The 22,476-nt window shown below is 72.9% G+C and carries 19 protein-coding genes; 7 read left to right on the forward strand and 12 right to left on the reverse strand.

Annotated features, from left to right (window positions below):
- The first annotated feature begins 250 nt into the window (after nucleotides 1–250).
- Both MUY22_RS21420 and MUY22_RS21425 read left to right on the forward strand, forming a co-directional pair.
- On the forward strand, nucleotides 251–1,681 hold the full coding sequence (locus MUY22_RS21420; protein WP_247061962.1) for an exopolysaccharide biosynthesis polyprenyl glycosylphosphotransferase: 1,431 nt from the start codon (nucleotides 251–253) through the stop codon (nucleotides 1,679–1,681).
- Nucleotides 1,663–2,979 carry a putative glycoside hydrolase family 15 protein gene (locus MUY22_RS21425; RefSeq protein ID WP_247061963.1) on the forward strand — a complete coding sequence of 439 codons (1,317 nt, stop codon included), beginning with the start codon at nucleotides 1,663–1,665 and terminating at the stop codon, nucleotides 2,977–2,979. Before MUY22_RS21420 ends, MUY22_RS21425 begins: the two co-directional genes overlap by 19 nt.
- On the opposite strand, the gene MUY22_RS21430 is transcribed toward MUY22_RS21425, so the two are convergent.
- The 9 genes from MUY22_RS21430 to MUY22_RS21470 are packed head-to-tail and all read right to left on the reverse strand — an operon-like array spanning nucleotide 2,966 to nucleotide 12,874.
- Nucleotides 2,966–4,081: a glycosyltransferase family 4 protein gene (locus tag MUY22_RS21430; protein WP_247061965.1), complete on the reverse strand. Its 1,116-nt coding sequence runs from the start codon at nucleotides 4,079–4,081 to the stop codon at nucleotides 2,966–2,968. The genes MUY22_RS21425 and MUY22_RS21430 overlap by 14 nt on opposite strands.
- Nucleotides 4,078–5,187 (reverse strand): glycosyltransferase, encoded by a 1,110-nt coding sequence (locus tag MUY22_RS21435; protein ID WP_247061966.1) that lies wholly within the window; start codon nucleotides 5,185–5,187, stop codon nucleotides 4,078–4,080. The genes MUY22_RS21430 and MUY22_RS21435 overlap by 4 nt, the downstream gene beginning before the upstream one ends.
- Nucleotides 5,184–6,620 carry an oligosaccharide flippase family protein gene (locus MUY22_RS21440; protein ID WP_247061967.1) on the reverse strand — a complete coding sequence of 479 codons (1,437 nt, stop codon included), beginning with the start codon at nucleotides 6,618–6,620 and terminating at the stop codon, nucleotides 5,184–5,186. Before MUY22_RS21440 ends, MUY22_RS21435 begins: the two co-directional genes overlap by 4 nt.
- Nucleotides 6,617–7,867: a glycosyltransferase 87 family protein gene (locus MUY22_RS21445; RefSeq protein ID WP_247061968.1), complete on the reverse strand. Its 1,251-nt coding sequence runs from the start codon at nucleotides 7,865–7,867 to the stop codon at nucleotides 6,617–6,619. The genes MUY22_RS21440 and MUY22_RS21445 overlap by 4 nt, the downstream gene beginning before the upstream one ends.
- A gap of 50 nt (nucleotides 7,868–7,917) precedes the next feature.
- Entirely contained in the window at nucleotides 7,918–8,793 is an 876-nt protein-coding gene (locus MUY22_RS21450) for a hypothetical protein (protein WP_247061969.1), read from the reverse strand.
- Complete coding sequence (locus MUY22_RS21455; protein WP_247061970.1) at nucleotides 8,790–9,860, reverse strand: glycosyltransferase; 1,071 nt, start codon at nucleotides 9,858–9,860, stop codon at nucleotides 8,790–8,792. The genes MUY22_RS21450 and MUY22_RS21455 overlap by 4 nt, the downstream gene beginning before the upstream one ends.
- Nucleotides 9,835–11,082, reverse strand: a complete 1,248-nt coding sequence (locus tag MUY22_RS21460) for an O-antigen ligase (protein WP_247061971.1) — start codon at nucleotides 11,080–11,082, stop codon at nucleotides 9,835–9,837. The genes MUY22_RS21455 and MUY22_RS21460 overlap by 26 nt, the downstream gene beginning before the upstream one ends.
- A complete protein-coding gene (locus tag MUY22_RS21465; RefSeq protein ID WP_247061972.1) occupies nucleotides 11,079–12,050 on the reverse strand; it encodes a polysaccharide deacetylase family protein in 972 nt (323 codons plus the stop codon). Before MUY22_RS21465 ends, MUY22_RS21460 begins: the two co-directional genes overlap by 4 nt.
- Nucleotides 12,047–12,874 (reverse strand): hypothetical protein, encoded by an 828-nt coding sequence (locus tag MUY22_RS21470; protein WP_247061973.1) that lies wholly within the window; start codon nucleotides 12,872–12,874, stop codon nucleotides 12,047–12,049. The genes MUY22_RS21465 and MUY22_RS21470 overlap by 4 nt, the downstream gene beginning before the upstream one ends.
- 434 nt (nucleotides 12,875–13,308) lie before the next feature.
- Here MUY22_RS21470 and MUY22_RS21475 point away from each other — a divergent pair, with 434 nt between their 5' ends.
- The 4 genes from MUY22_RS21475 to MUY22_RS21490 all read left to right on the forward strand — a co-directional run bounded on the left by MUY22_RS21475 (nucleotide 13,309) and on the right by MUY22_RS21490 (nucleotide 16,933).
- Nucleotides 13,309–13,686: a hypothetical protein gene (locus tag MUY22_RS21475; protein WP_247061974.1), complete on the forward strand. Its 378-nt coding sequence runs from the start codon at nucleotides 13,309–13,311 to the stop codon at nucleotides 13,684–13,686.
- Between the two features lie 318 nt (nucleotides 13,687–14,004).
- Nucleotides 14,005–14,355 carry a hypothetical protein gene (locus MUY22_RS21480; RefSeq protein WP_247061975.1) on the forward strand — a complete coding sequence of 117 codons (351 nt, stop codon included), beginning with the start codon at nucleotides 14,005–14,007 and terminating at the stop codon, nucleotides 14,353–14,355.
- Nucleotides 14,356–14,531: 176 nt separating this feature from the next.
- Nucleotides 14,532–16,223, forward strand: coding sequence for an alpha/beta hydrolase (locus MUY22_RS21485; protein ID WP_247061976.1), 1,692 nt, complete (start codon nucleotides 14,532–14,534; stop codon nucleotides 16,221–16,223).
- A gap of 119 nt (nucleotides 16,224–16,342) precedes the next feature.
- A complete protein-coding gene (locus MUY22_RS21490) occupies nucleotides 16,343–16,933 on the forward strand; it encodes a DivIVA domain-containing protein (RefSeq protein WP_247061977.1) in 591 nt (196 codons plus the stop codon).
- 200 nt (nucleotides 16,934–17,133) lie between these two features.
- On the opposite strand, the gene MUY22_RS21495 is transcribed toward MUY22_RS21490, so the two are convergent.
- The 3 genes from MUY22_RS21495 to MUY22_RS21505 form a co-directional block, all read right to left on the reverse strand.
- Nucleotides 17,134–17,376 carry a hypothetical protein gene (locus MUY22_RS21495; protein WP_247061978.1) on the reverse strand — a complete coding sequence of 81 codons (243 nt, stop codon included), beginning with the start codon at nucleotides 17,374–17,376 and terminating at the stop codon, nucleotides 17,134–17,136.
- Between the two features lie 96 nt (nucleotides 17,377–17,472).
- Entirely contained in the window at nucleotides 17,473–18,660 is a 1,188-nt protein-coding gene (locus MUY22_RS21500) for a hypothetical protein (protein ID WP_247061980.1), read from the reverse strand.
- A gap of 62 nt (nucleotides 18,661–18,722) precedes the next feature.
- A complete protein-coding gene (locus MUY22_RS21505; protein WP_247061982.1) occupies nucleotides 18,723–18,932 on the reverse strand; it encodes a hypothetical protein in 210 nt (69 codons plus the stop codon).
- Between the two features lie 488 nt (nucleotides 18,933–19,420).
- On the opposite strand from MUY22_RS21505, the gene MUY22_RS21510 reads away from it, so the two are divergent.
- Nucleotides 19,421–22,333 (forward strand): helix-turn-helix transcriptional regulator, encoded by a 2,913-nt coding sequence (locus MUY22_RS21510; protein ID WP_247061984.1) that lies wholly within the window; start codon nucleotides 19,421–19,423, stop codon nucleotides 22,331–22,333.
- Nucleotides 22,334–22,476 lie beyond the last annotated feature (143 nt).

Consider the following 22,476-nt stretch of genomic DNA (forward strand, 5'->3'; position numbering starts at 1 on the left):
TGTTCCCCTGAGTCGCTGAAAGGGGTTCACAGCAGCCCTCGTTCGAGTGATTCCGAAATATTTCCGGGTCAGCTGCACCCGATGGAACCGAATGTGCCCTGAATGGCTGAGTTACGACGAGAGCGGAAGAATGGTGCTGGTACCACAACTGTTCCGGCGGGATTCAAGATCGGCACCCCGCCGGGCCCGCTCCGCGGTGGCAGCCGGACCACGTTTCCGCTCGCCACCCTTCCCGAAGAGGCCGACTCCCGTGACTGAACCGAGAACCTCCGTGCTCCCCGGGCCGGTGCCGGCCCCGCGGCGACACCGACCGGGTGAGCAGCCGCTGCGGCCGGCTCGGGGCCGGCCGTTCCTGACCCGGGTCAACGCCGTTGTGGTGCTTCTGGTCGCGGTCGACGTCGTCTCGTGGCTGGTCGCGATTGCCCTGGCAGGGGCGGGGCTGCCGGGGGCGGTGGCGGCCGGCGCCGCGCTGTGGGGCACCCGGGCGGCCGGCCGCGTCCACCGGCGTCGCCTGTGGCTCTCGTGGCTGCAGGACCTCCCGCGATCGGTCGCCGCCACGGGAATCGCGTTCGCGCTCGTCACCGGCGTCACGCTCGTCGCGGGCCCCGCGGCTGCGGGGATGGCCGACGCGCAGCGGCTGGTCCTGGTGTTCGCCGTGCTCAGCGAGTGCACGAGGCCGTGGGTCTTCGCGCTCGGCCGGTGGGGCCGTCGCCGGCTCCGGCGCTGCGACCGGGCCATCGTCGTCGGCTCGGGTGCTTCCGGCGGTGATCTCGTCCGCACCATGCTGCAGCACCCCGAGTTCGGCCTCCTGCCGGTCGGCTTCGTCCCGTCCGGCCCGGACGCGGAACCCGGTGACGTTCCGGCGGACCTGTTCGAGGACGACCTGGCCGAGGCGATTTCCCGGCTCGGGGCGGGCACGGTCGTGCTCGCCCACTCCCGTGACCACGACGGCTCGATCGTCGACGCGGCCGTCACCGCGCACCGGCTCGGGTGCGTCACCCTGGCGCTGCCCCGCCTGTTCGCGCTTGCGCCCGACGGGTCCGGGACCGACCGGCTCCGCAGCTACCCCCTGGTGTGGCTGGCCGGGGCGCCGACCCGACGACCCACCTGGTGGGTCAAGCGCGCGGTCGAGACCACGCTGGCCGCCGCGGCGCTCGCCGCGCTGTCCCCGGTCATCGCCCTGTGCGCGCTGGCGGTCCTGGTGGAGAGCGGCTTTCCGGTGATCTTCCGCCAGGTGCGGGTCGGCGTGGCCGGCCGGACGTTCCTGCTCTACAAGATCCGCAGCGTCCGGCCGGCCACCGTCGACGATGCGCAGACCCGGTGGTCGGTCGTGGGGGACGCCCGGGTCGGACCGGTCGGCCGCTTCCTGCGACGGTCCTCTTTGGACGAGCTGCCGCAGCTGTGGAACGTCGTGCGCGGAGACATGGCGCTGGTCGGGCCGAGGCCGGAACGTCCCCTGTTCGTCAACGAGTTCTCCGCCGTCCACGACTTCTACTGGGCCCGGCACCGCGTGCCGACCGGGCTGACCGGGCTCGCCCAGGTCCACGGACTGCGCGGGGACACCTCGATCGCCGACCGGGCGCGCTACGACAACTACTACATCGCCAACTGGTCGCTCTGGCTGGACGTCAAGATCATCATCCTCACGGTGGGAGAACTGCTGTGCCGAAGGCCACGCTGACGCGCGAACACCCGGCGATCACCCGCCTCCTCGTCTGGGGCGCCGCCCTCGTCCTGGCGGCGGGCAGCGTCGCGGGGTGCACCACGAATTCGCCACAAGAGGTGGCGTACGCGGTGTCCGTGCCACCGCCGAAACCCCTGGCGCCGTGTGCGTGGTGGTACGGGATCGGCCAGCCGCCGACGGCGCGGGAGCTGACGCTGGCGGCCCGGCGGTACGAGGTGGTCGTGCTCAACGCCGACCAGGGCGCGGCGATGCGGCGGCTCCACGAGCTCAACCCGCAGATCAAGGTGCTCGCGTACAAGGACCTTTCCAGTACCCGGAACTACCCCGGGGCGGTCGACGGGGGTAAGGACGCGCAGTTCCTGCCCAGCGGCATCGGGTACGTCGCGGCGGAGCAGAACCACCCCGAGTGGTTCGCGACCGACGCCAACCACGGCCGCATCGAGTGGCAGGGCTACCCGAAGCACTGGCAGATGACGGTGTGGGACCCGGCCTACCAGCAGGCCTGGAGCTCCGCGGTGGTCGCCGAAGTGACCGGGGAAGGCTGGGACGGCGTCCTCGCGGACAACGACTTCAACTCGCTCAGCCACTACTCGAGGGCGATCCTCATCGGCACCACGACCGCGGCCCAGACCGACCGGAAGCTGCGCGACGGCCTGGACGCCTTCCTCGCCTTGGTGGGCGAGGCGTTCCGGAAGGCGGGGAAGCTGTTCGTGCCGAACGTCTCGGAGACGCACCTGACGCCGGGCCGGTGGACGGCGCACTCGCGCTTCGGCGGGGCGATGGAGGAGAACTTCGGGTTCCGCGAAGACAGCGGGAACGGCGGCCTGCTCACCTTCCGCGGCAACGAGTTCCAGGAACTGCGCGCCCAAGCCGCCCTCGGCGAGTCGCTCCTGCTGCTCGTCACCAGGGCCAGGAGCGAGCAGCAGGACCGCGCGGGGTACGCCAGCGCGGCGCTGCTGGCGGGCCCCCGGACCTGCTGGACCCCGGCCACCACGGACGACTACCGCGATCCCGAGTGGTCGGACCTGCAGGGCAGCGGTCTGGGTGAGGCGGTCGACGCCGCCGGCCGGCTGCCCGACGGCGTCTGGACCCGGACGTTCACCAACGGCTGGGTGGCGGTGAACCCGACGTCGGCCACCCGGACCGTGACCCCGCCGGCGGGCCTCGTCGCCGCGGGCGCTCCGGCGCGGGCGCGGACTTCGCCGCCGTCCACGGATCCGCCGTCTTCGCCACCGCCGCCCGCGTCGATCGAGCTGGCGGCCGCCGACGGGCTGGTGATGGTCAAGCCGAAGTAGCGTTCGGGGCACCGATCAGCGAGGCGTACAGGTCGAGGTGCCGCCGTGCGCACACCGCCGGGGCGTACCGCTGCCGGGCCCGCGCGGCGAGGAGGGCGCCGATCCGGGCCGGAGCCGGGTCGGCGAACAGCCCGCTCAGGCAGTCCGCCATCGCGGCGACGTTTCCCGGCGGTACCAGGAATCCCGGGTCCAGCATGTCGGCCACGCCACCGGTGTCGGTGGCCACGACGGGTTTCCCGGCCGCCATCGCCTCGGCGACGACGAGGGGTTGCTGCTCCATGGTGGACGGCAGCACCAGTGCGTCCGCGGCGGCCAGCAGCGCGGGGACGTCCGGCCGGAAGCCGAGGAACGTGACGCGCCCGGCCAGCGGGGCCGCCTGCGCGGCCCGTTCCGCTTCGGCGCGCTGCGGGCCGTCACCCACGACGGTCAGCTCGGCGCCGGCGGGCAGGACGCCCGGTACCGCCAGCGCCGCGAGCAGGTCGAGGATTCCCTTGCGCTCCACCAGCAGGCCCACGAAGATCAGGTGCCGCACCGGCCCGGCCGGCGGGCTCGCCGCACCCAGCTCGACGCAGTTGTCGATCCGCGTCAGCCGGTTCGCGGGCACCTTGAGCCGCCGGTGCAGGAACCGGCCCATCGCTTCCGCGGGCACGACCGTGTGGTCGAGGACGCGCGCGACCACGGCGTCCGCCGCGAGCACCGTCCGGGTGTAGGCGGACGGCCCGGGAGCCCGGCACCGGCCGCGGAACCACGGCTCCGCCACGTCGTCCGGGACGCCGTGGTAGGTCTGGAGCAGCGCCGGCCGGGGGCCGCGGGCGAAGCGGAGCCCCGCGACCACGAGGCCCGCCCGCCGGTCCTGCGCGTGCACCACGTCCGGCCGCCAGTCCCGGATCGCCGACCGCGCCCGGTTCGCGGCCGCGAGGTCCTCCTTGTCCGGCACCGGGAGGTGCTCGTGGTGACCGTCGATCAGCTCGGCCCCGCGTGCGGGTACCGGCCCGAAGACGCGCACGTCGACGCCCTCGTCGAGCAGCGTCGCCGCGAGCCGCACGGTGACGTCCACCGGCCCGCCCCGGTCCTGGGTCAGCACGTAGGCGATGCGTGTCATGGGATCCGCTCCGAGGCCGTGAGTTCGTCGACGAGCGCGGCGACCTGGTCGGTCATCCGGTTCCGGTCGAAGGAGAGTTCCGCCCGGCGGCGGCCGCGTTCGCCCTCGCGCGCGCCCAGCTCCGGGTCCGCGAACCGGGCGACCACCGCTTCGGCGAGTGAGCCGAGGTCACCGGGCGGCAGGACGGCACCGGCGTCGGCGACGCTCTGCCGCATCCCGCCGACGTCGAAGGCGACCACGGGCCGCGCGCACGCCATCGCCTCCAGCGGCACCAGCGCCATGCCTTCGGCGCGCGACGGGAGGACCACGACGTCCGCGGCCGTGTAGAACGCCGCCGGGTCGTCGGTGTGTCCCCACCACCGCACCGATTCGTGCGCGGCCACCGGGTGGCGTTCCCGCCACACGGCGCCCATCGGCCCGTCTCCGGCGAGCACCAGGGTGGCGTCCGGGAACCGGCGCAGGACGTCGGGCCACGCGGACAGCAGCTGGTCCTGGCCCTTGAGCTCGGCCAGCCGGCCGAGGCAGACGGCGATCGGCGCCCGCGTGGGCAGGCCCAGGCGCCGCCGCGCCGCGACCCGGTCGCCCGGAGCGAACCGGGCCGTGTCGACGCCGTTGCAGACGACTTCCGCGTTCGCTGTCACGCCCGCCTCGCGACCGGCCGCGAGCTCGTCGTCGCTGACGCACACGACGAGGTGGGTCCACCGGGACGCGACCCGCTCCCAGGCGGCGGAGGCCCAGCGAAGCGGTCCGCACGCTGTCTCGAAGGACCACAGGTGCGGCTGGAACACCGTCGGCCGGCCACCGCGCAACGCCAGCCGTCCGGCCAGCCCGGCCTTGGAGCTGTGCAGGTGCACCACGTCCGGCGTCAGTTCCGCGAGGAGCCGCCGCAACCGCAGCGTTTCCCCGGCCACGTGCGGGCCGGGGGAGCGGGTCGCGGCCCAGCCGCGCACTTCGATCCCGGCTTGCCGGGCGCGTCCGGCGAGCCAGCTCGACGGCGGGCACACCACGGCGACGGACCAGCCCCGGTCCCGTTGCGCCACGGCCAGTTCCAGCACGACCACCGCCACTCCCGCGGTGCCCGGCTGGGAGACGTGCACGACCTTCACCGGAGCCCGCCCCGGCGCAGCTCGGTCAGCGCGGTGCGCTGGAGCAGCACGGTCACGCCGGTGTAGGCGGCGGCGAGTACCGCGCCTTCGGCGAAGGCGCCCGGCAGCGAGTCCGCGGGCCCAAAGAACCCCGCGTGGTCCAGGAGCAGGGCGGGCACCGCCCCGGCGGCGCAGGCGCCCAGCACCCGCGCGAACACCCCCGCCAGCTCGGCCGGCGGCGGGGCCACGCCGAGCCCGGCCAGCACCCGCCAGGCGAGCGGCACGACCAGCCACGCCGCCGCGAACTGGACGGCGGCGACGGCCTCGATCCCCGCGTGGGTCAGCAGCACCAGCCCGGCCACGAGCAGGACCAGGTGGGTGCTCTCGAGCGCCAGGTACCGCCGGACCTGCCCGGTCGCCTTCACCGCCTGGTACCAGACCTGCAGCAGGCAGATCCCCGCGCCGTAGCCGGCCAGCAGCACGAGCGGGCCGGCCGCGGCCGCCCAGCGCGCGCCCAGCAGGACGACGCGGTCGGCGAGCACGGCCAGCGCGACGTAGAGGCCACCGGTGATCACGAGCACCGCGCGGGTGAACCTGGTGACCGCCCAGGCCAGCGGTCGGCCGTCGCGCCGCAACCGCGTGAAGACCGGGAAGGCCACCGCGCCGAGCACGACCGCCACCATGATGTACGGCACCCAGGCGAGCCGGTAGGCCAGCGAGTAGACGCCGACCGCGGCCGGACCCAGCACGTGCCCGGCCGCCAGGTAGTCGAGGTTCACCAGCAGCGCTCCCACGACGGCCGCGGGTCCGACGACCGCGATCCAGCGCAGGGCTTCCCCGGCTGCCGCGGTGTCCCAGCACGGCCGCACCCCGCCGCCGGCCAGTGCGCCGAGCAGTGGCTGGGCCACCGCCGTGCCCACCAGGCCGAGCACCAGCGAGGCGGGCCCGGCGCCGGCGACGGCGAGCCCGACGGTCAGCGCGGCGCCCAGGACGGCGCTGCCGCCGTCGGGCAGCATCCGCCGCCGGAAGTCCAGCTCGCGGTGCATCAGTCCCATCTGGACGCCGCCGGCGGCCGAGAACGGCAGGCCGGCTGCGGCCAGGCGGACCAGGCCGGCGGCGTCCGGCACGCCGAGCACCGCGGTGATCGGGCCCGCGGCGGCCACGAGCGCGAGCGCCAGGACCAGGCCGGCCCCCACACTCATCGTGAGGACGGTGCCCGCCATCCGGCGCGGATCGCGTCCGGTGCGGCCGAGCACGTCGTAGACGCCGATCGACTGCACCACCTGGCCGAGGTTGACCAGGGACACCGCCAGCGCCACGACCCCCAGCTGTCCCTCCGTCAGCACGGCCGCGAGCACCAGCGTGACCAGCATCTGGCTGCTCTTGCTCACCAGGTTGACGACACCCAGCCACAAGGAGCCGCGGACCGCGCGCGTGCCGAGCTCGCCGGTCATCCGGTGCTCCCGGCCGCGACCGGCCGGGCGGCGCGCACCCCGGTCAGCCGGACGGCGGCGAACACCAGCAGGCACCAGGAGACCACCACGGCGACACCGTCGAGGGTGACCGCCGCCCGCGCCCCGAACGCCGTCACCACGGCCGAGTCCACTGTGTACAGATGGGCGAACGGCACGGCCAGCGCGAGGACCGCGAGTCCGGCCGTGCCCCAGCCGGGCTCGGACCGGTGCCGCCACCACAGCGCGGCGACCGCCGCCGTCGCGGGCACGGCGATCAGCACGTCCCCGGGCTGGTGCACCACGCACACCACGACCGCCAGGCAGGTGAGCAGATCGGCCACCGGTGCCGCCGCGGCCCGGTCGAGCCGCCGGACGAGCAGCGCGCTCACGACGAGCACACCGGCCAGCACCACCACCTCGACGCCGGCGGGCACCCAGCCGGTGACGCGGAACAGCACGGCGGCGACGTCGATGCGTTGCGCCGTCAGGGAGTCCACGGCGCCGTAGTCGGTGGCCCTGGCGTGCGTGAGGTTCGCGACGACGACGTCGGCGAACGGGCCGATCCCGCCGCCGCGCACCACCAGCAGCAGCACGACCGGCAGGCTCGCGGCCGCCGCGAGCGCGGTCCCGGCCAGCGCCACCCGCCGGGAACCGCGGGCGAACAGCAGGACCGCCAGCGGAAAGCCGTACTGCGGTTTCAGCCACGCGAGCGCGAGCGCCGCGGCGGCCCACCCCGGGCGGTCCCGCCGGGCCAGCAGCGCGCCCGCCGCGCCCAGCGCCACCAGGGGGTTGACCTGGCCGACGTAGAGCTGCGCCTTCCCGACCTGGCTGGTCACCAGCAGCGCCGCGACCACCACCGTGGCCAGGGCGAACGGGACGGGCACGAACCGCCGTGCCGCGTGCGCGGCCAAGGCTGCGAGCGCGATCAGCAGCAGCAGGGAGAACACCGCGAACGCCACCGCGCCGACGCGGTAGCCGGGCAGCACGAACGGCAGGTGCAGCAGCAGGTGGTACGGCTGGTAGAGGTTGAAGTCCTGGTGCACCGGCCAGTGCGCGAACATCGCGGCCGGGTCGTAGGGATCGCCGCCGGCGAGGAACTCCCGGATCGGGAAGTACAGCGCGTCGCGGAAGTCCTGCAACCGTTCCTCGGCCAGGTCGGCCGCGGTCGGCAGCGGAACCCGCCACGACGGCGCGAGGGCGTGCCAGGCTCCGACCGAGCCGGCGAGCGCCGCGACGACCAAGGCCACGCGTTGTCCCGGAGTCATCCCTGAACCGCGGGTGGCGTGCTGTTCCGCACTCATGCCAGCACCACCGCCACGAGCACGGCGTCGGCCGGGAGCACACCGACGGCCGCGGTCAGCTCGTCGTACCGGTGCCGTCCGGTCGCCGCCACCGCGACGACCGACGTGCCGTCACCACTTCCGCCGTCCGGGAGCGCGGCCGCCAGCTTGGCGGCCGCCTCGGCGAGCCCCGGACCGACCGGCAGCACCCGGAGCGGCCGGCCGGCCGCGTGGCCGAGGAGGGCCAGCCGGTCGGTGGCCGCCGGGTCGTGCCCGTGCACCACCGCCACGGGACGGTGGATCCCCGCCGCGGCCAGCGCGCGGCGCAGCGCGCCCGTGCCACCGCGCGGCCTCGCCGGTGCCGACCGGCGCACGGCCGCCGTGGCGAGCCCGGCGGCCACGGCCGCGACCAGCGCCAGCCCGGTCACCAGCGGTGCGTCCGGAGCCACCGCGACCACGTCGGGCCGGGGATCCAGTACGCGCAGCCGTCCCACCGGTGCCAGCAGGTTCGCGTCGATCATCGCCTTGCCCAGCGCGGTCGCCGTCGCCCCCGCCTGCTGCGCCGACGGCGCGCGCACCGACAGGCGGGCGAGCCCGGAGGCCGGCACCAGCTCCACGGACACCCGGTCCCCGAGGTCCTCGGGCGGGTAGCCCGACGCCGGGGCCGCCGCCTGCAGCACCGACGGGCTGCGGGCCAGTTCCACCAGCGCGGGCAGCGCGAGCGAGACGACCTCGCCGTACTGCGGGGCCGCGCCGTCCACCCGGCCGGCGGCGGGCTCGGCCAGCAGGCTCACCCGGCCCTGGTACTCCTCGCCGCGCGTCAGGCCCACGAGCAGGACCAGCAAGCCGACCGTCAGCGCGACGGCGACGCTCAAGCCGATCGTGCGCCTCACCGGGCACCTTCCAAGGTCGTCCGGAGCAGCTCGTCGTAGGCCTTCATCAGTGTGTGCGGGTCGTAGTCGCGCTCGATGGCCCGCCGCCCCGCGGCGGCCGCGGAGTCCCGGGTGGACCGGTCGGACAGCAGCGTGTCCAGCGCGTGCGCCGTTGCCGCCGGGTCACCGGGTGGCACCACCAGCCCACCTCCGCCGGCCAGCACCTCGCGGACACCGCCGACGTCGGTCGCCACCACCGGCCGGCCGGCCGCCATCGACTCGAGCACCGCCAGCGGGAGGCCCTCCCAATCGCTGGTCAGCACCGTCACGTCGGCCGCCGCGAGCAGATCGGGCACGTCGGCGCGGGTGCCGAGGAACCGGACGCGGCCGGCCAGCGGCTCGCCGCGCTCTTCGAGTTCCGCGCGCAGGCTCCCGTCGCCGGCCAGCCACAGCACCGGGTCGCCCTCGAGCGCGGCCCAGGCGTCCAGCAGCACGTCGTGGCGCTTCTGCGGCTCCAGCCGAGCGAGGCAGAGCGCGACGGGCGTCCCTTCGCCGACGTCGAGCGACGCGCGCACCGACGCCCGGCCGAACACCGGCGGCCGCGTGAACACGGCGTTGCGGATCACCTGCGGCCCGCGCAAGCCCGCTGCGACCAGCCGATCCGCGGCGGCGGGGGAGACGGCCACGACGCGATCGGACGTGTGCCGCAGGATCCGGGCGGCCCTGCGGTACTCGTCGTCGGCGACGCCGTGGAAGACGCTCAGCAGCGGCCGCCGCCGCCCGGGGACGAGCGCGAGCCGGGCGACGAGGCTCGCACCGACGTTGTGGGCCAGCACGACGTCCGGGCGGAACCGCGACAGCGCGTGGCGCACCGCCCACGCCGCCCGTAGCACGCCGGCCTTGCTGCGGTGTGCGAGCGGAACGGGGAACGTCGCCGTGCCGCCTGCCGCCAGCGCGTCGGCCCGGAAGCCGCCGGCGCTGGCGACCGCGGACACCCAGCCGTACTCCTCGCCGCGCGCCACCATGCCGGCGACGAGCGTTTCGGCTCCGCCGGCGCCCATTTCACTGATCACGTGCAAGACACGCATCGGCACCTCCCTCTCCCCGGACCCGGGTCTCGGCCGCGACGGCGAGCGCCGCCAGCGACCACAACGGCAGGTAGTACTGCTCGGACAGGAACGTCGAGGTGACCAGCACGGCGAGCAGCGACGCCTGGATCGCGACGGCCTCCACGCGGGCCGGAGCAGCCGGGCCGGCCAGCCGGACCGTCCGTTCGCTCGCCACCGCGGCGACGCCGAGCACCCCGGCGAACAGGGCGAATCCCGGCAAGCCCAGCTCCGCGGCCACCTCGAGGTACATGTTGTGCGCCACCGGGGTCTGCTCGTCGACCTCGGCGTCGTGCGACTCGGCGGCGTACTCCGCGCGGAACCCGCCCGGCCCGGCACCCAGCACCGGGTGGGCGGTCACCATCCGGGCCGCGGCCTGCCAGCGCAGCTCGCGTGTGTCCACATTGGACGCCGCGATGAAGGTCTTCTCCTGAACGGCCCGTTCGAGCTGCGGCCTGGCGAGCAGCAGCGCACCCAGGCCCAGCACGAGCAGCGACGCGGCCGCGGCACCGAGCAGCCGCCACGGCAGCACCCGGCGCACCAGCAGCCAGCCGACCGCGGCGGCCAGCCCCAGGGCGCCGCCCCGGGAGAACGTCGCCACCGCGCCCGCCACCAGGACGGCTCCCGCGATCGCCGGGGCGACGCCGGAGAACCGGTGACGCGGCCCGGGACGGGCGACGGCGAGCAGGGGGACCGCCGCGACGAGGAAGTAGGCCAGGTCGTTCGGGTCCGGTTGCGGGCCGCTCGCGCGCGCCTGTCCTTCGACCACCAAGCTGTACAGCGCGCCGGCACCGGCGACCGTGGCCCCCGCGGCCATGGCCAGCAGCACGTCGCGGATCGGTACCTCGCGGCCCGCGACGTCCGCGAGCGCCGCCGTGACCACCAGGAACGGCAGCCACCGCACGGTGTATTCCACGGTGAACGCACCCGCCGAATGGGCCGCGGCGGTCGTCGCCACCACCACCGCGAGCGCGGCGAGCACCGCGTACAACGGCGTCGGCCGCAGGAGCCGCCGCTGCCGGGCTCGCACCGCGAGCCACGTCACGACCAGCAGCGCGGGGGCGACCTTGCCGAGCTGCGCGTGCACGGCCGCCAGATAGCCCTCGACCGGTGCCAGCGCGACCGTGGCGCACGCGAGAACCCGAAGCGGCGACGCCCCACGCGTGCCGCGGCCGGCGGGCAGCACGACCGAGAACGCGGTCACCTCCCGGCGCCCAGCCGCGTGACGGCACGTTCCCGCCGCACTTCGGTGCGGCTGACGTGGTCACCGGTGCCGACCACGTCGAAGTGCTCTCGCAGCGTGGCCAGGACCCAGCCCAGCCAGGCGGCTTTCCGGCTGCCCGGCGCGGCCATGCCGGGGAAGAACTCCATTCCGGGAGCGTCGGTGCCGCCGAGGACGTCGGTGGGGTGCAGCAGCAGCGACGGTGCGACGCCGCGGGCGAGGCACAGCCGCAGCGCCGCCCGGAAGTACCCGCGGGCCAGCCGCGGGGACAGCTCGTGCAGCTGGAGCAGGTAGGACCCGTGGATCGGGGTGCGCAGCAGCGGCATCGTCGTCACCGGGAGCTCGACCAGCGCACTGCCTTCGACCGTTCGCCAGCGGTAGGGGTGCACCGGCGCCAGCACCCGGGAAACACCGCCGAACAGGTCACCGCGCCCGTCGTCGGCGGCGCCCGCGGGAACCGTCCGGTTGTGGTAGACGCGGGCCAGCGGGCCGATCCAGGTCGGCAGCGTGCTGGCGTCGTAGACGTAACCCCGTTCCGCCAGCAGTTCGACGAGGTCGCGCGTGAGGCTGTAACCGGGGCCGCGGAAGCCGACGGGCCGGGGCGCGCCGGCCGCGATGATCGCGACCTCGGTCCGGCTCAGCTCGTCCTCGAGCCGGTCCCGGGAATACCGGTGCAGCCAAGGTTCGTGGCCGAAAGAGTGGTTGGCGACCTCGTGACCCGCCGCGGCGATCGCGTTGACCGCCTTGGCGCCGTCTTCGCGCACGACGTCGGCGCCCACCGCGAACACCGTCGTGGTCAACCTCTGCTCGCCGAGGATCTCCAGCAGCCGGGGTACGGCGGAAGGCAGGAAACTGGGGTAGCCGCGCCAAGCGGAGTCGCCATGGGTCTTGAGGTACGCCCAGAGGTTGTCGAGATCCACCGACACGCTCGCGAGCGGCCGGGCGGTCACCCGGCCTCCCCGGCGACGGTCACCGCGCGGCTCCGATGGCCCAGCACGAGCACGCCGGCCACCACGACGGTCAGACCCAGGACGACCGCCGGGCCGCCACCGTCGACGACGCGGTCGCCCAGCGCGGTGATGCCGGTGACGGAGGCCAGCACGATGGTCGTGGCGTCCGCCGTCGTCACGACCGTGGCCGCCGGGCCGCGCTGCAGGGCTACCGCCATCGAAGCCTGCCCGAGCACCGCGGCGAGCACCATCAGCCAGGTCAGCGGGCTCGCCGGGAGCGCGAGGAGATCGAGGTGGGCCAACGATCGGCTCGCCACCGCCACGACGGCGAACGCCACCCCGGAGAGGACCGCGGGCAGCAGGAAGGAGTCCGATCGGGCCGCCCGGAACATCGCCAGTCCGGTACCGGCCAGCACACACGCCAGGACCAGGACCCCGCTCGGTGCGAGGTCGTCGGCGACCGACGGCGCCGACGACCCGGCGAGCACGACGAGCCCGGACGCCAGCAGGACGAGGGTCACCACCTCCGCGGTCCGCAGCCGCCACCCGAGGACCAGGACGCCGAACACGGTGGCCAGGCCGATCGCCGAGGAGGACGCGGTCTGGACCAGATACAGCGGCAGGGACGCCCGAGCGAAGAAAGCCAGCGCGAACCCGCCCGCCTGACCGGCGAATCCCACCAGGTAGAGCCGGTCGGTGACCAACCGGGCGAGCAGTTTCATGCCGACCCCGGGCTGGTTCCCGGCCCGGCGCGCGGCCACGCTCTGGGCGACGATCCCCATCGCGTACAGCGCGGCGGATGCCACGAGGATTCCGTAATCCATTACGAACGACTCCCTTTGCGCCACGTCGTGGCGTTTCCCAGACGGAGAGCGTAGGAGCCGTGGCCGCGGACCACGTTCGAAGGACCGGGTTGGCGGATTCGTCACGTAGCGAAACGGTTTCGACGTCCGATCTTGCCACCAAAGCGTGCTTCGCCGGTGGTGGACGCGTTTCGGGCACAGGCTGTGCCTATCGTGGCTCCCGGATTCGTGCCGCGGATCCGTCGTCGGGGCAACGGATCCGCGCGGATGCCCGGGCTTTCGGGAAGGGCACGTCGACATTTACCCTTTCGAGGCCCAAAAGCTCGGTCAGCGAGCTGGGCCGTTTACACGATGGTGGTACTGGCTGGATCGGCTTCCATCGCATCAGTAGGTTTCGCTCTCGGGGCGAACACACCTTCATTGTCGTCACCGCAATCGCCAATCGAGGAGTATTCATGCTGAAGAAGATCGGTTTCATCGCGGCCGCCATGGCTGCCGGCGCGTTCCTGACCGGCGGGATCGCGGCCGCCGGCACCCCGGACGAGGACCACGGGCACCACCACGGCCACCACGGCCACCACAGCTACGACTCCAGTGGTCAGGTCGGGCTGGTCAACCTGAACAACACCGACGTGCTCCACAACGTCAACGTCACCCCGGGCATCTGCGGCAACGACGTGAACGTCCTCGGCGTCCAGGTCCCGATCCGTGACTCGCTCAACGGCATCGGTGTGCCGATCCTGTCGCCGGGCGGGAACACCGCCGCCGGCGCGTCCCCGTACAACTGCGCCGCCGGTGCGGTCGTCGACGGCGGCACCAGCCAGGGCAACTAGTCTCCGTGCCCCGGTCGCCCGCTGTGTGTGCGGAAGCCGGCTGTGGGCACGGAATCCGGTGATCCGCGTCAGCGTGGTAAGGCTCCGGGCACGAAGCGAGTTGCACACTCCTGTTGCGCGCCCAGGGTTTTACCGCGATGTTCCGCGATACCGGCACGGGTGGGACCGGTCACACGACTGGAGACGTGTCGCCGGTCCCACCCGGTGTTACCACGCAGTACCGAAGACGTGCGTGGCGGCAGCTCTTGCCGCTACGCCCGAAGAGCAAGTGTTCATTCCCCCGCTGATTCCCGGCGGGCCCTTATAGGAGTTCTTCTCTTGATCAAGCAGCTCGGATTCGTCGCCACCACCCTCGCCGCCGGCATGGCCATCCTCGGCGGATCCGCTTCCGCGGCCGGCGTCACCGTCGACGGCCACCCGATCGACACCCACGACCAGGTCGGTCTCGCCAACGTGCAGAACCTCGACGCCGCGCACAACCTCAACGGCACGCTCGGTTTCTGCGACAACAACGTCAACGTCCTCGGCGTCCAGGTGCCGGTCCGCGACGTCGCGCAGGGCATCGGCGTGCCGGTGCTGTCGCCGGGCGAGAACGAGGCCGCCGGCGAGACGCCGTTCAACTGCGCTGCCGGTGACATCGCCGACGGTGGCACCGCCCAGGGCAACTGATCCACCTCCTCGCTCGCCGCGCGGGGTGTCGCGCGGTGAGCGGGGAATAGCAAGACGTCGGTTCGAAAGGCACCCGGCGCGGCGCACGTCCGGCCGCGCCGGGTGCCTCGGGCGGACGTTCCGGCCGGTGCTTGGCGAAGGGCCACGCCGGCCGGTGTCCGAGGAAGGAAGCGCCGGTGCGCAGGTCCCGAGGAGGGCTGACGGCGGTCGCCGCGGTTCTCTTGGCCACCGCGGCGCCCGCCGTCGCGGACACGGCCGGCCCGCTCGTGCGTTACCAGCGTCAGCAGGTCATCTGGGACAGCTGCGCTTTCCGCACCGGGGCCAGTGCGAAGCCGGCGCAATGCGCACGGATCACCGTTCCGCGAGACTGGTCGGACCCGGCCGCCGGAGCCGACCTCCGGGTGGCGATCAGCCGGACCGTGGCCACCGGAACGCGTTTCGGGGCGATCCTCGTGAACCCCGGCGGTCCGGGCGGCCGCGGCACGCCGCTCGCCGGTGCGCTCGCCGGCCTGGAACCTTCCGTCGGTGAGCACTACGACTTCGTGGGTATGGACCCCCGTGGGACCGGTCAGGAAGGCGGCGACGACGAGGGGTTCGTCTGCCACGTGCCGATCGAGCGGTTGCCGCCGGACGACGATCTCGACGCCCGGGACCGCTCGGCCCGCAGCATCGCACTGCACCAGCGCGCGCCGCGCGCCGTTGCCGAGGCCTGCCGGCACGACCCGCTGGCGCCGTACCTCACCACCTGGCAGACCACGCACGACATGGACCTGATCCGGGCCCTGCTGGGCGACGAGCGGCTGAACTACCTCGGCTACTCCTACGGCACCTGGCTCGGCGCGAAGTACGCGTCCCTCTTCCCCTCCCGTGCGGGCAAGGTCGTCCTGGACTCCAGCGTCGACTTCGAGGGGCGCCTCCAGGCCGCGTTCGAAGCGTTCCCGGCGATCGACCAGCGCGAGTTCGACCGCGTCTACGTGCCGTGGCTCGCTCGCCGGTTCCCGGACCAGCTGGGGAGGACCGCGACCGAGATCAAGGAGAAGTGGGAGCGGATACGCACCTACTTCAAGGGCCGGGGCGTCTCGCCGGACGTGTTCGACCACATCTTCATCGGCAGCGGAAACACCCGGCAGTGGCTGATCGGCGCGCTCGTCCTCACGAAGGGCGCGGCCGCACTCGACGTCACGAGCTCACCACCGCCGCCGGCGTTGAAGACCGAGCTCGATCGCGTGTCGCGCGCGGTCTTCGGTGTCCCGGCCGCGGAGCTGACCGCCGCGGACGTGGTGGCCGCTGTGGCGGAGCAGGAGCCCGACGACGTCGAGGTGCCCGGTACGCGGCTGGCCGTCGCGTGCGGCGACCAGCCGACGCCGGCAGCGACCTGGTACAAGATCCTCAGCGACCGGCAGGGCCCGGCGTACCCGCTGTTCGGCTGGGCCTACGGGCTGGGCGAACCGTGCGGCTACTGGTCCGAGCGGCCCCGGCACCCGTTGCCGAAGCTCCCCGCGCGGGCGGCGAAGAAGGTGCTCGTCGTCCAGGGCGAGTTCGACCCCCAGACCGGCTACGAGCAGGCCGAGGCGGCCGCGAAGACAGCCGGCGTCCCCCTGGTGTCGGTAGCGGACTCGCCGTTCCACGGCCAGTACGCCGTCAGCGGAAACCCTTGTGTCGACGACTTGGTGAACGCCTACTTCCTCGGAAGCGTGCGTCCCGCCGCCACCATCTGCCCCGGTGTCCCGTTGCCCGGGGAAACCACCGTCTTTCCGGCGGCGGGCCCGGCCGGACAGCCGAGCGAGACGGCGTCGCCGCGTACCGCGCGTTCGACCGCGCGGCAACAGCTCCAGGAAAGCATCAGCTCGCTCAACCGCGGGTTCTGATCGTCCGGCGTTCGTGCGAGGGCGCCGCGGTCGCGGGTGGTTCCACCGAAAGTGCCCTTGGTGGCATCGATGTGTGGTTTCGGATTGCCGGTTTCCTTGCTGTTGCCGACACTCGAAACATGGAGAGCACGGTTTCCGAGCCCGAGGCAGCACCCGAGTCCGACGTCCGGTTCCCGATCGTCCTGCGGGGGTACGACCGTCGTCAGGTGGACGAATACGTGCGGGTCGCGGAGAAGCGGGTGGAACGGCACGAGAAGGCGCGGAGGGTGGCGGAGCGCAGGCTGACCAAGGCCCAGATCCCCGCACCTCGGACCGCGGTGTCGGAACAGGAGCGTGGCCTGGGGAAGCGGATCGAAAAGATCCTCGAGGTCGCCAAGTCCGAAGCCGAGGAGATCAAGGAGCAAGCCCGCAAGGAGAGCGAGAAGCTGCTGACGGCCGCGGAGAAGACGGCCGCCGACGCGGAGAACGCCCGTGTGGAGACCGAGCGCGCCGCGCAGCAGGAGGCTCGACGCGTCATCTCCCGCGCGGAACAGGAAGCCGCCACCATCCGGACGGCCCACCAGGCGGTGCTGGCCGAACTCGGCCAGATCGCCGACGTCGTCGAAGAGCTGCGCGACCGATTCGGCGGCGAGGCCGAAGCGGAACATCGTGCTGAGACCGGTGCCGCGGACCCCGTGCCCGCGCCGGCCGGCTCGACGCGGGCCGGTTGAGGAATCGGGTAGCAGGTCGGAGTCCGGGCCGTGACGTCCGTGGCTCGGGCGCCGTATCGGGAACTGCCCGTCGCCGAAAGCCGTCCACAACACGCTGCCCGCGCCTGCGCGGACAAGGTGCGGGTGACGCGGCGCCGGCGAACCTGGCGACGGTGCCCTGCGCCGTCGGCCACCCGACCAGCCGTGCGCCGACCTGACTGCTAGTCGGCCGTGTGCCGGTTCAGGTTCTGCGAGGTCTTCACAACCGGGCACAAAACGGCGATCGGCGTCATGACCGCGGTCAGCTCCACTGTGTTCAAGCCGGCGCTTTTCCGAGACACGACCAGCTTCGTGACGGTCACCTCTCTCGGGTACAGCTCTGCAACCGCTTTCGTGCTGCAGTAGGCCGCGTCGCAGATCGCCCCGGCTGTCGCGGACGCGGCAGGGGCGGAGACGACGAGCATTTCCGCCGCCAGGGCCGCGCCGGCCAGCGCCTTCGTCCCACGCCTCGTCAAAGACACCCGATCGGCCTCTTCCTGATCACGGGACCGTGTGGAGGTTCAGTGAACTTCTTCGTCGAACCCGAGGGGATCCCGCTCCACGCGCCGCAGAACCTGTTCGGCCTCCGTTGCCCGCCCGCCGCAGTGCAGCGCGGCAACGGCGATCTTGCGGCAGCCGCGGAGGCGGTCCGGCGCGCCTTCCAGCCTGATCAGGCGGTACGCCTCGGAGATCAGCTCCAGCGCGCGGGCGAAGTCCTGCTCCCGGTAGTGGAAATAAGCGGCGATCGACAGGGTTTCCCCGACCGATTCGGGGTGGTCGACCCGATTTTCGGCCAGATTGTCGTCGAGGGTGCGGACCGCGGCCGCCGGGTCGCCGCGTTTGAACTGCATCTGGGCGACGTTCGTCCGGATCTGACATCGGTAGCGAAACCCCGCGTCCCGGTCGATCAGGACCCATCCCTCGCGCGGGATCGCCGTCAGCGCGTGGCGCACCGTCTTGTACGCGTCGTCGTGGCGGCCGCTCTTCAGCAGTGCCAACGCCTCCAGGTTCATCGCCAGTGCGCGCACGGTCGCTGCGTCCGCCGGCGACAGCGCACGGCGGCGCTCGGCGTCTCCCGCGTCCCGAACGAGCTCGGCGAGCAGGGTGAGTGCCTCCTGCGGCCGAGCGCGTCGTTTCAGGGTGTATGCCGCTTGCCGTAAGGCGACGAGCAAAGCGTCGGCCTCGCGCGGAGCGGCTTTCCCCGCCAGCTTGAACAGTTCATCGGCTACCGGCGGGTTCGCGTCGCCACCCGCGACCACGGCCGCGTACAGGAGCGCCCCCGGCGATCGAAGAGGAGCGCCCGACTCGAGCACGGCCGACACCAGCTCACGTGCCGTGGCCCACGCGCCCGCGAAGCACACCTGCGCGTCGATCACGGCGCACAGGTCCGTGTCCGAGTGCTCACCCGTCGCGTGGCGGGCCGCCCACTCGGCGGCGACGAGCCGCTCGACCGGTTCTCCGGCCTCGGGCAGCTCCTGCAGCTTCAGGTGCTCGGCGAGGAACACCGCCGCCTCGTCCATACCTCGGACGCCGAGGTCGGTGAGGTAGTTCGCCTGCACGCCCAGCCTTGTGGCGGGCACAGCGGGCAGCGCCGCCGGCCACGCGCGCTCGACCAGGCCGTACTGCGCGATCAAAGTACCTTCGGCGTGCGCTTGGAGCACCGAGCGCGCGACGCGCGTGGGCCACAGGACATCGTTCGCTCGGTGCATGCTCCACCTTTCGACGGCACGGAACCGGCCCCCCAGTGCCGGTTCCGTGGTTCGGACGGGACCTAGCAACTGGTCCCGGAATGGTGGTTCCAGCACTTGAGCAGACCGCTCACGGTCGCGTCGGAGCCGGCCAGCTCGGCCACCACCTGATCGGGTGTGGTGGCGGAGGTGGCCGTGTGGGTCTCGGCCGCGTTCGCGCCGCCGAGCAAGGTCAGCAGCAGGGTCGCTGCCGCCGACGAGAGAACAGACGCCCTGAGCAAGACGTTCTTCATCGCACCGGATTCCTTTCCGTCGGTTCCGGAGCCTCGGTCCGAGCCTCCGTTCGCCCTCCCGGGGCTTGATCAGCCTCACGGGGCGGGGGGCCGGCAAGGTAGGGGAAACACCCCCGGATTCCCGCGGCCGCGACCAAGGCCGATGACCCGAACGGCGTAGCCCACACGTGTCAGGAGCTGGCCAATCGTGGAGGACTCCGGCACTATGGCTACCGCACGACCAGGTCGTGCCGCACCTACGTTGCGTACCCAGGGGAGGGGTCTCATCGTGGAGTTTGACACTGTGCCCGCGGACGACGTCGTCGGTGACGTTCTGCTACCCGCCGTCAGTACGACCGGCGAACGGAACGCCGCCTTGACCGGGCGCAAGCCTCGGGTGGACGTTTTCACGCTGAGCCTTTACTGCGATGGCCAGCCATCGGCTCGTGGCCTCTGCGAGGACGGCAGCTGAACGGCGTCCGGAGCCGGGCCGCGGCCCGGGAGCGGGCATGCTGCTGAGATCACCGGACCTGATCGGCAGGCACCGGGAGCTTCGACGCCTGCGTGAAGCATGGGATCGGACACGAGGCGGCTCCGGCGAACTCGTGCTGCTGCTCGGCGACGCCGGGATGGGCAAGACCCGGCTGGCCGAGGAACTGGCGGAGACCGCGGCGTCCGGAGGTGCCCGGGTACTGCGCGGTCGGCGAGGCTCGGTGGGATCTCCGGTTCCCTACCGTCTCCTGGCCGAGGCGCTGCTCTCGCTGGCCCGCTCGGCCGACGAGGTGATGACCGCCGAGCTCGGCCCCTACCTGCCCGCGCTCGGCGCCCTCGTGCCGGATTGGTGGCGGGAAAGCCATCGCGGTTACCAGGTCTCACCCTTGACCGTGGCTGAAGCGGCTTTGCGGCTGCTCACCGTCGTCAGCCGGAACCAGGGGTGCGTCCTCCTCCTCGAGGACCTCCACGACGCCGACACCGAGACGCTGTTCGTTCTCGACTACCTGATCGGCTCCCTGGCCGAAACGCGGCTCCTCGTGGTGGCCACGGCGCGCCGTGACGCGCCGGCGACACTCGGCATGGCCGCGGCCGCCGCCCAACGTGGTCGCTGCACCGTCCTCGAACTCGCCTGGCTCGATCGAGCCCATGTGCACGAGATGGTCGCGGGCTGTCTGGGCACGGCGGTGCCGCAGGTGCCCGACGAGGTGGCCGACTGCCTCTTCCGGTTGAGCGCGGGCAATCCCCTCGCGGTCGAAGAGCTGCTCTACCAGATGATCCGTGACGACGTGCTCACCGAGATCGGCGGACGCTGGCGCATCGCCGAAGTGTTCCCGGCCGTGCCGGCCGCGCTGACCGCCGCGATCGCCAGGCGAGCCGGACAGATGGAGGAAGCCGCTCGGAGCGTCCTTTCGCACGCGGCCGTGCTCGGTCTCCGGTTCTCCCTGGCGGTCGCCTGCCGGGCGGCGGACGCCGACGAGCGGACCACCCTCTCGTTCGTCCGCTCGGCGGTCGCCGGTCAGCTGATCGAACCGGAAAGCGAGCTCCCCGGCTGGTACTCGTTCCGGCATGCGCTCACCGTCGACGCGCTGCGGTCCCTGCACGATCCGGTGACCCTTGCGCGGCTGGCCGCCCGTGCCGCCGACGCCGTGGAGGGGGAGCATCCCGGCCTGCCCGGGGACTGGTGCCCGCTGGCCGCCTCCTTGCGCCTGGCCGCCGGGGACGAGCCGGCGGCCGGACGCCTCCTGGCCCGCGCGGGCCAGGAGGCCTTCGACCGCGGCGGCGCGGACACCGCCGCGGATCTGCTCACCAAGGCCGACGCTCTGCTGCTCGGCGATCCCGACCTGAACCTGCGTGGTGAAGTGCTGGAAGCGCTGGTCCTCGCCCTGGGTGAAGCCGGGCGGTTCGATCGCGCCGCCTCCTTCTCGCCGCGGTTCGTCGAGCTGGGCACCTCCGATCGCGCCGTCGCCCTCCACATCGGGCTCGCCTGGGCCGCCTACCTGGGCGGTCAGTTCGAAACCGCCTTGAGCGAGGTTGCGGCGGCGCGCGAACTGGCGGCCGGATCACCTCGCGGAGCACACCACGCCGCCATCGACGCCGTGCACGCGAACCTGTTGATCGAACTCGACGGGACCGAGCGCATCGGCACGGCGCACCGGCTGGCCCAGCGCGCCCTCTCGTACGCCGAAGGCCACGACGAGCCGGTCATCGCGTGCCAAGCTCTGCTCGCGCTCGCTTGCGTCGCTCGAGAAGAGTCCCTGGACGGTGCCGAGGCGTTCTACGAACGCGCCCGCGCTCTCACCGAGCAGCATCGGCTGCCGGTCTGGCGTGCGCACGTGCTTCTGCGGCTGGGCGGGCACCGGGTCGTCTTCACCGGCGACGTGCACGTCCTCGAGCTCGCGCGGGAGGAGGCCGGGCAAACCGGTGCCGTCACCGTGGGCCTCATGGCCGACGCGATCCTCCTGTTCTACAGCCGGGTGCTGCGCGGCGTCTTCGACGGCACCGCGGAACTGCTCGGCGACGACGTCCGCACCGCGACACGGTTCCAGCTCGTGGACCTGGTGCGCTACCTTCACGCGATCCGCGCGGTTTCCGCAGCCCACCAGGGCGATCGGCCGGGGATGGAGCGCGCGATCGGCGACTTCCTGCGGTGCGGCGGTGCCGGCCAGGCGGAGATGTCGCTGGTCCTCGGCCTCGCCCGGGCGTTCTGCGCGCTGCTGGAGGAAGACCGCGACCGAGCCCTGCTCGACCTGACCGCCGCGGCCGGCTACCTCGACAGGTTCCCCGGTTCGTTCCCCTTGGCCGGTCCTCGGGGCATCTCGGTGCTGGTGCGTGCCCTCGACGGCACGGCGACCGTGCAGGAGGTGAGGGAGCAGGCTCGCCACCCCGACAGCTGCCTGCGCTGGAATCGGCAGTTCACCTTCTTCGCCGAGGCTGTGCTGCTCGGGCGACGTGGTGACGGCGAGGCGGCCACTGCAGCGTTCGGAGCAGGTCTTCGAGCGTCCGAACCCTTTCCCGTGGCCCGTCACCTCGGCGTCCGTCTGGTCGCCGAAGCTGCCATCGCCGACGGCTGGGGTGATCCGGTCGGCTGGCTGCGCGCCGCGGAAGAGTACTTCCACAACGCCGGTGTCCACGTTGCGGCTCGCGCTTGCCGGGGGTTGCTGAGGGCCACCGGCGCGCCGGTCGTGCAGCGGCGGTCCGGCTTCGAACACCTGCCGGCGCAGCTGCAGCGGGCACGCGTGACGACGCGGGAGTTCGACGTACTGCAGCTGCTGTCGGAACGCCTCGGCAACCAGGAGATCGCCCGGCGGCTGCACATCTCGCCGAAAACGGTGGAGAAGCACGTGTCCAGCCTCAAGACGAAGACCAACCTCGATCGACCGGCGCTCTGCGCCTACGCCGCCGGATTCCGGACCGAAGCGGTCCGCTGATACTGGCGAAGTGACGCCTTTGACGCCGCTCCGCCGGCGGAGCGGGCCAGGCTGTGACACTTGTCGAACTCGATATCGCGCTTCGTGCGGTGCTCGTCGAACAGGACAGTGGACGTGCCCGGCTTGGGGCTCCTGACACCACT

The sequence above is a fragment of the Amycolatopsis sp. WQ 127309 genome (assembly GCF_023023025.1).
Classification (GTDB): Bacteria; Actinomycetota; Actinomycetes; order Mycobacteriales; family Pseudonocardiaceae; genus Amycolatopsis.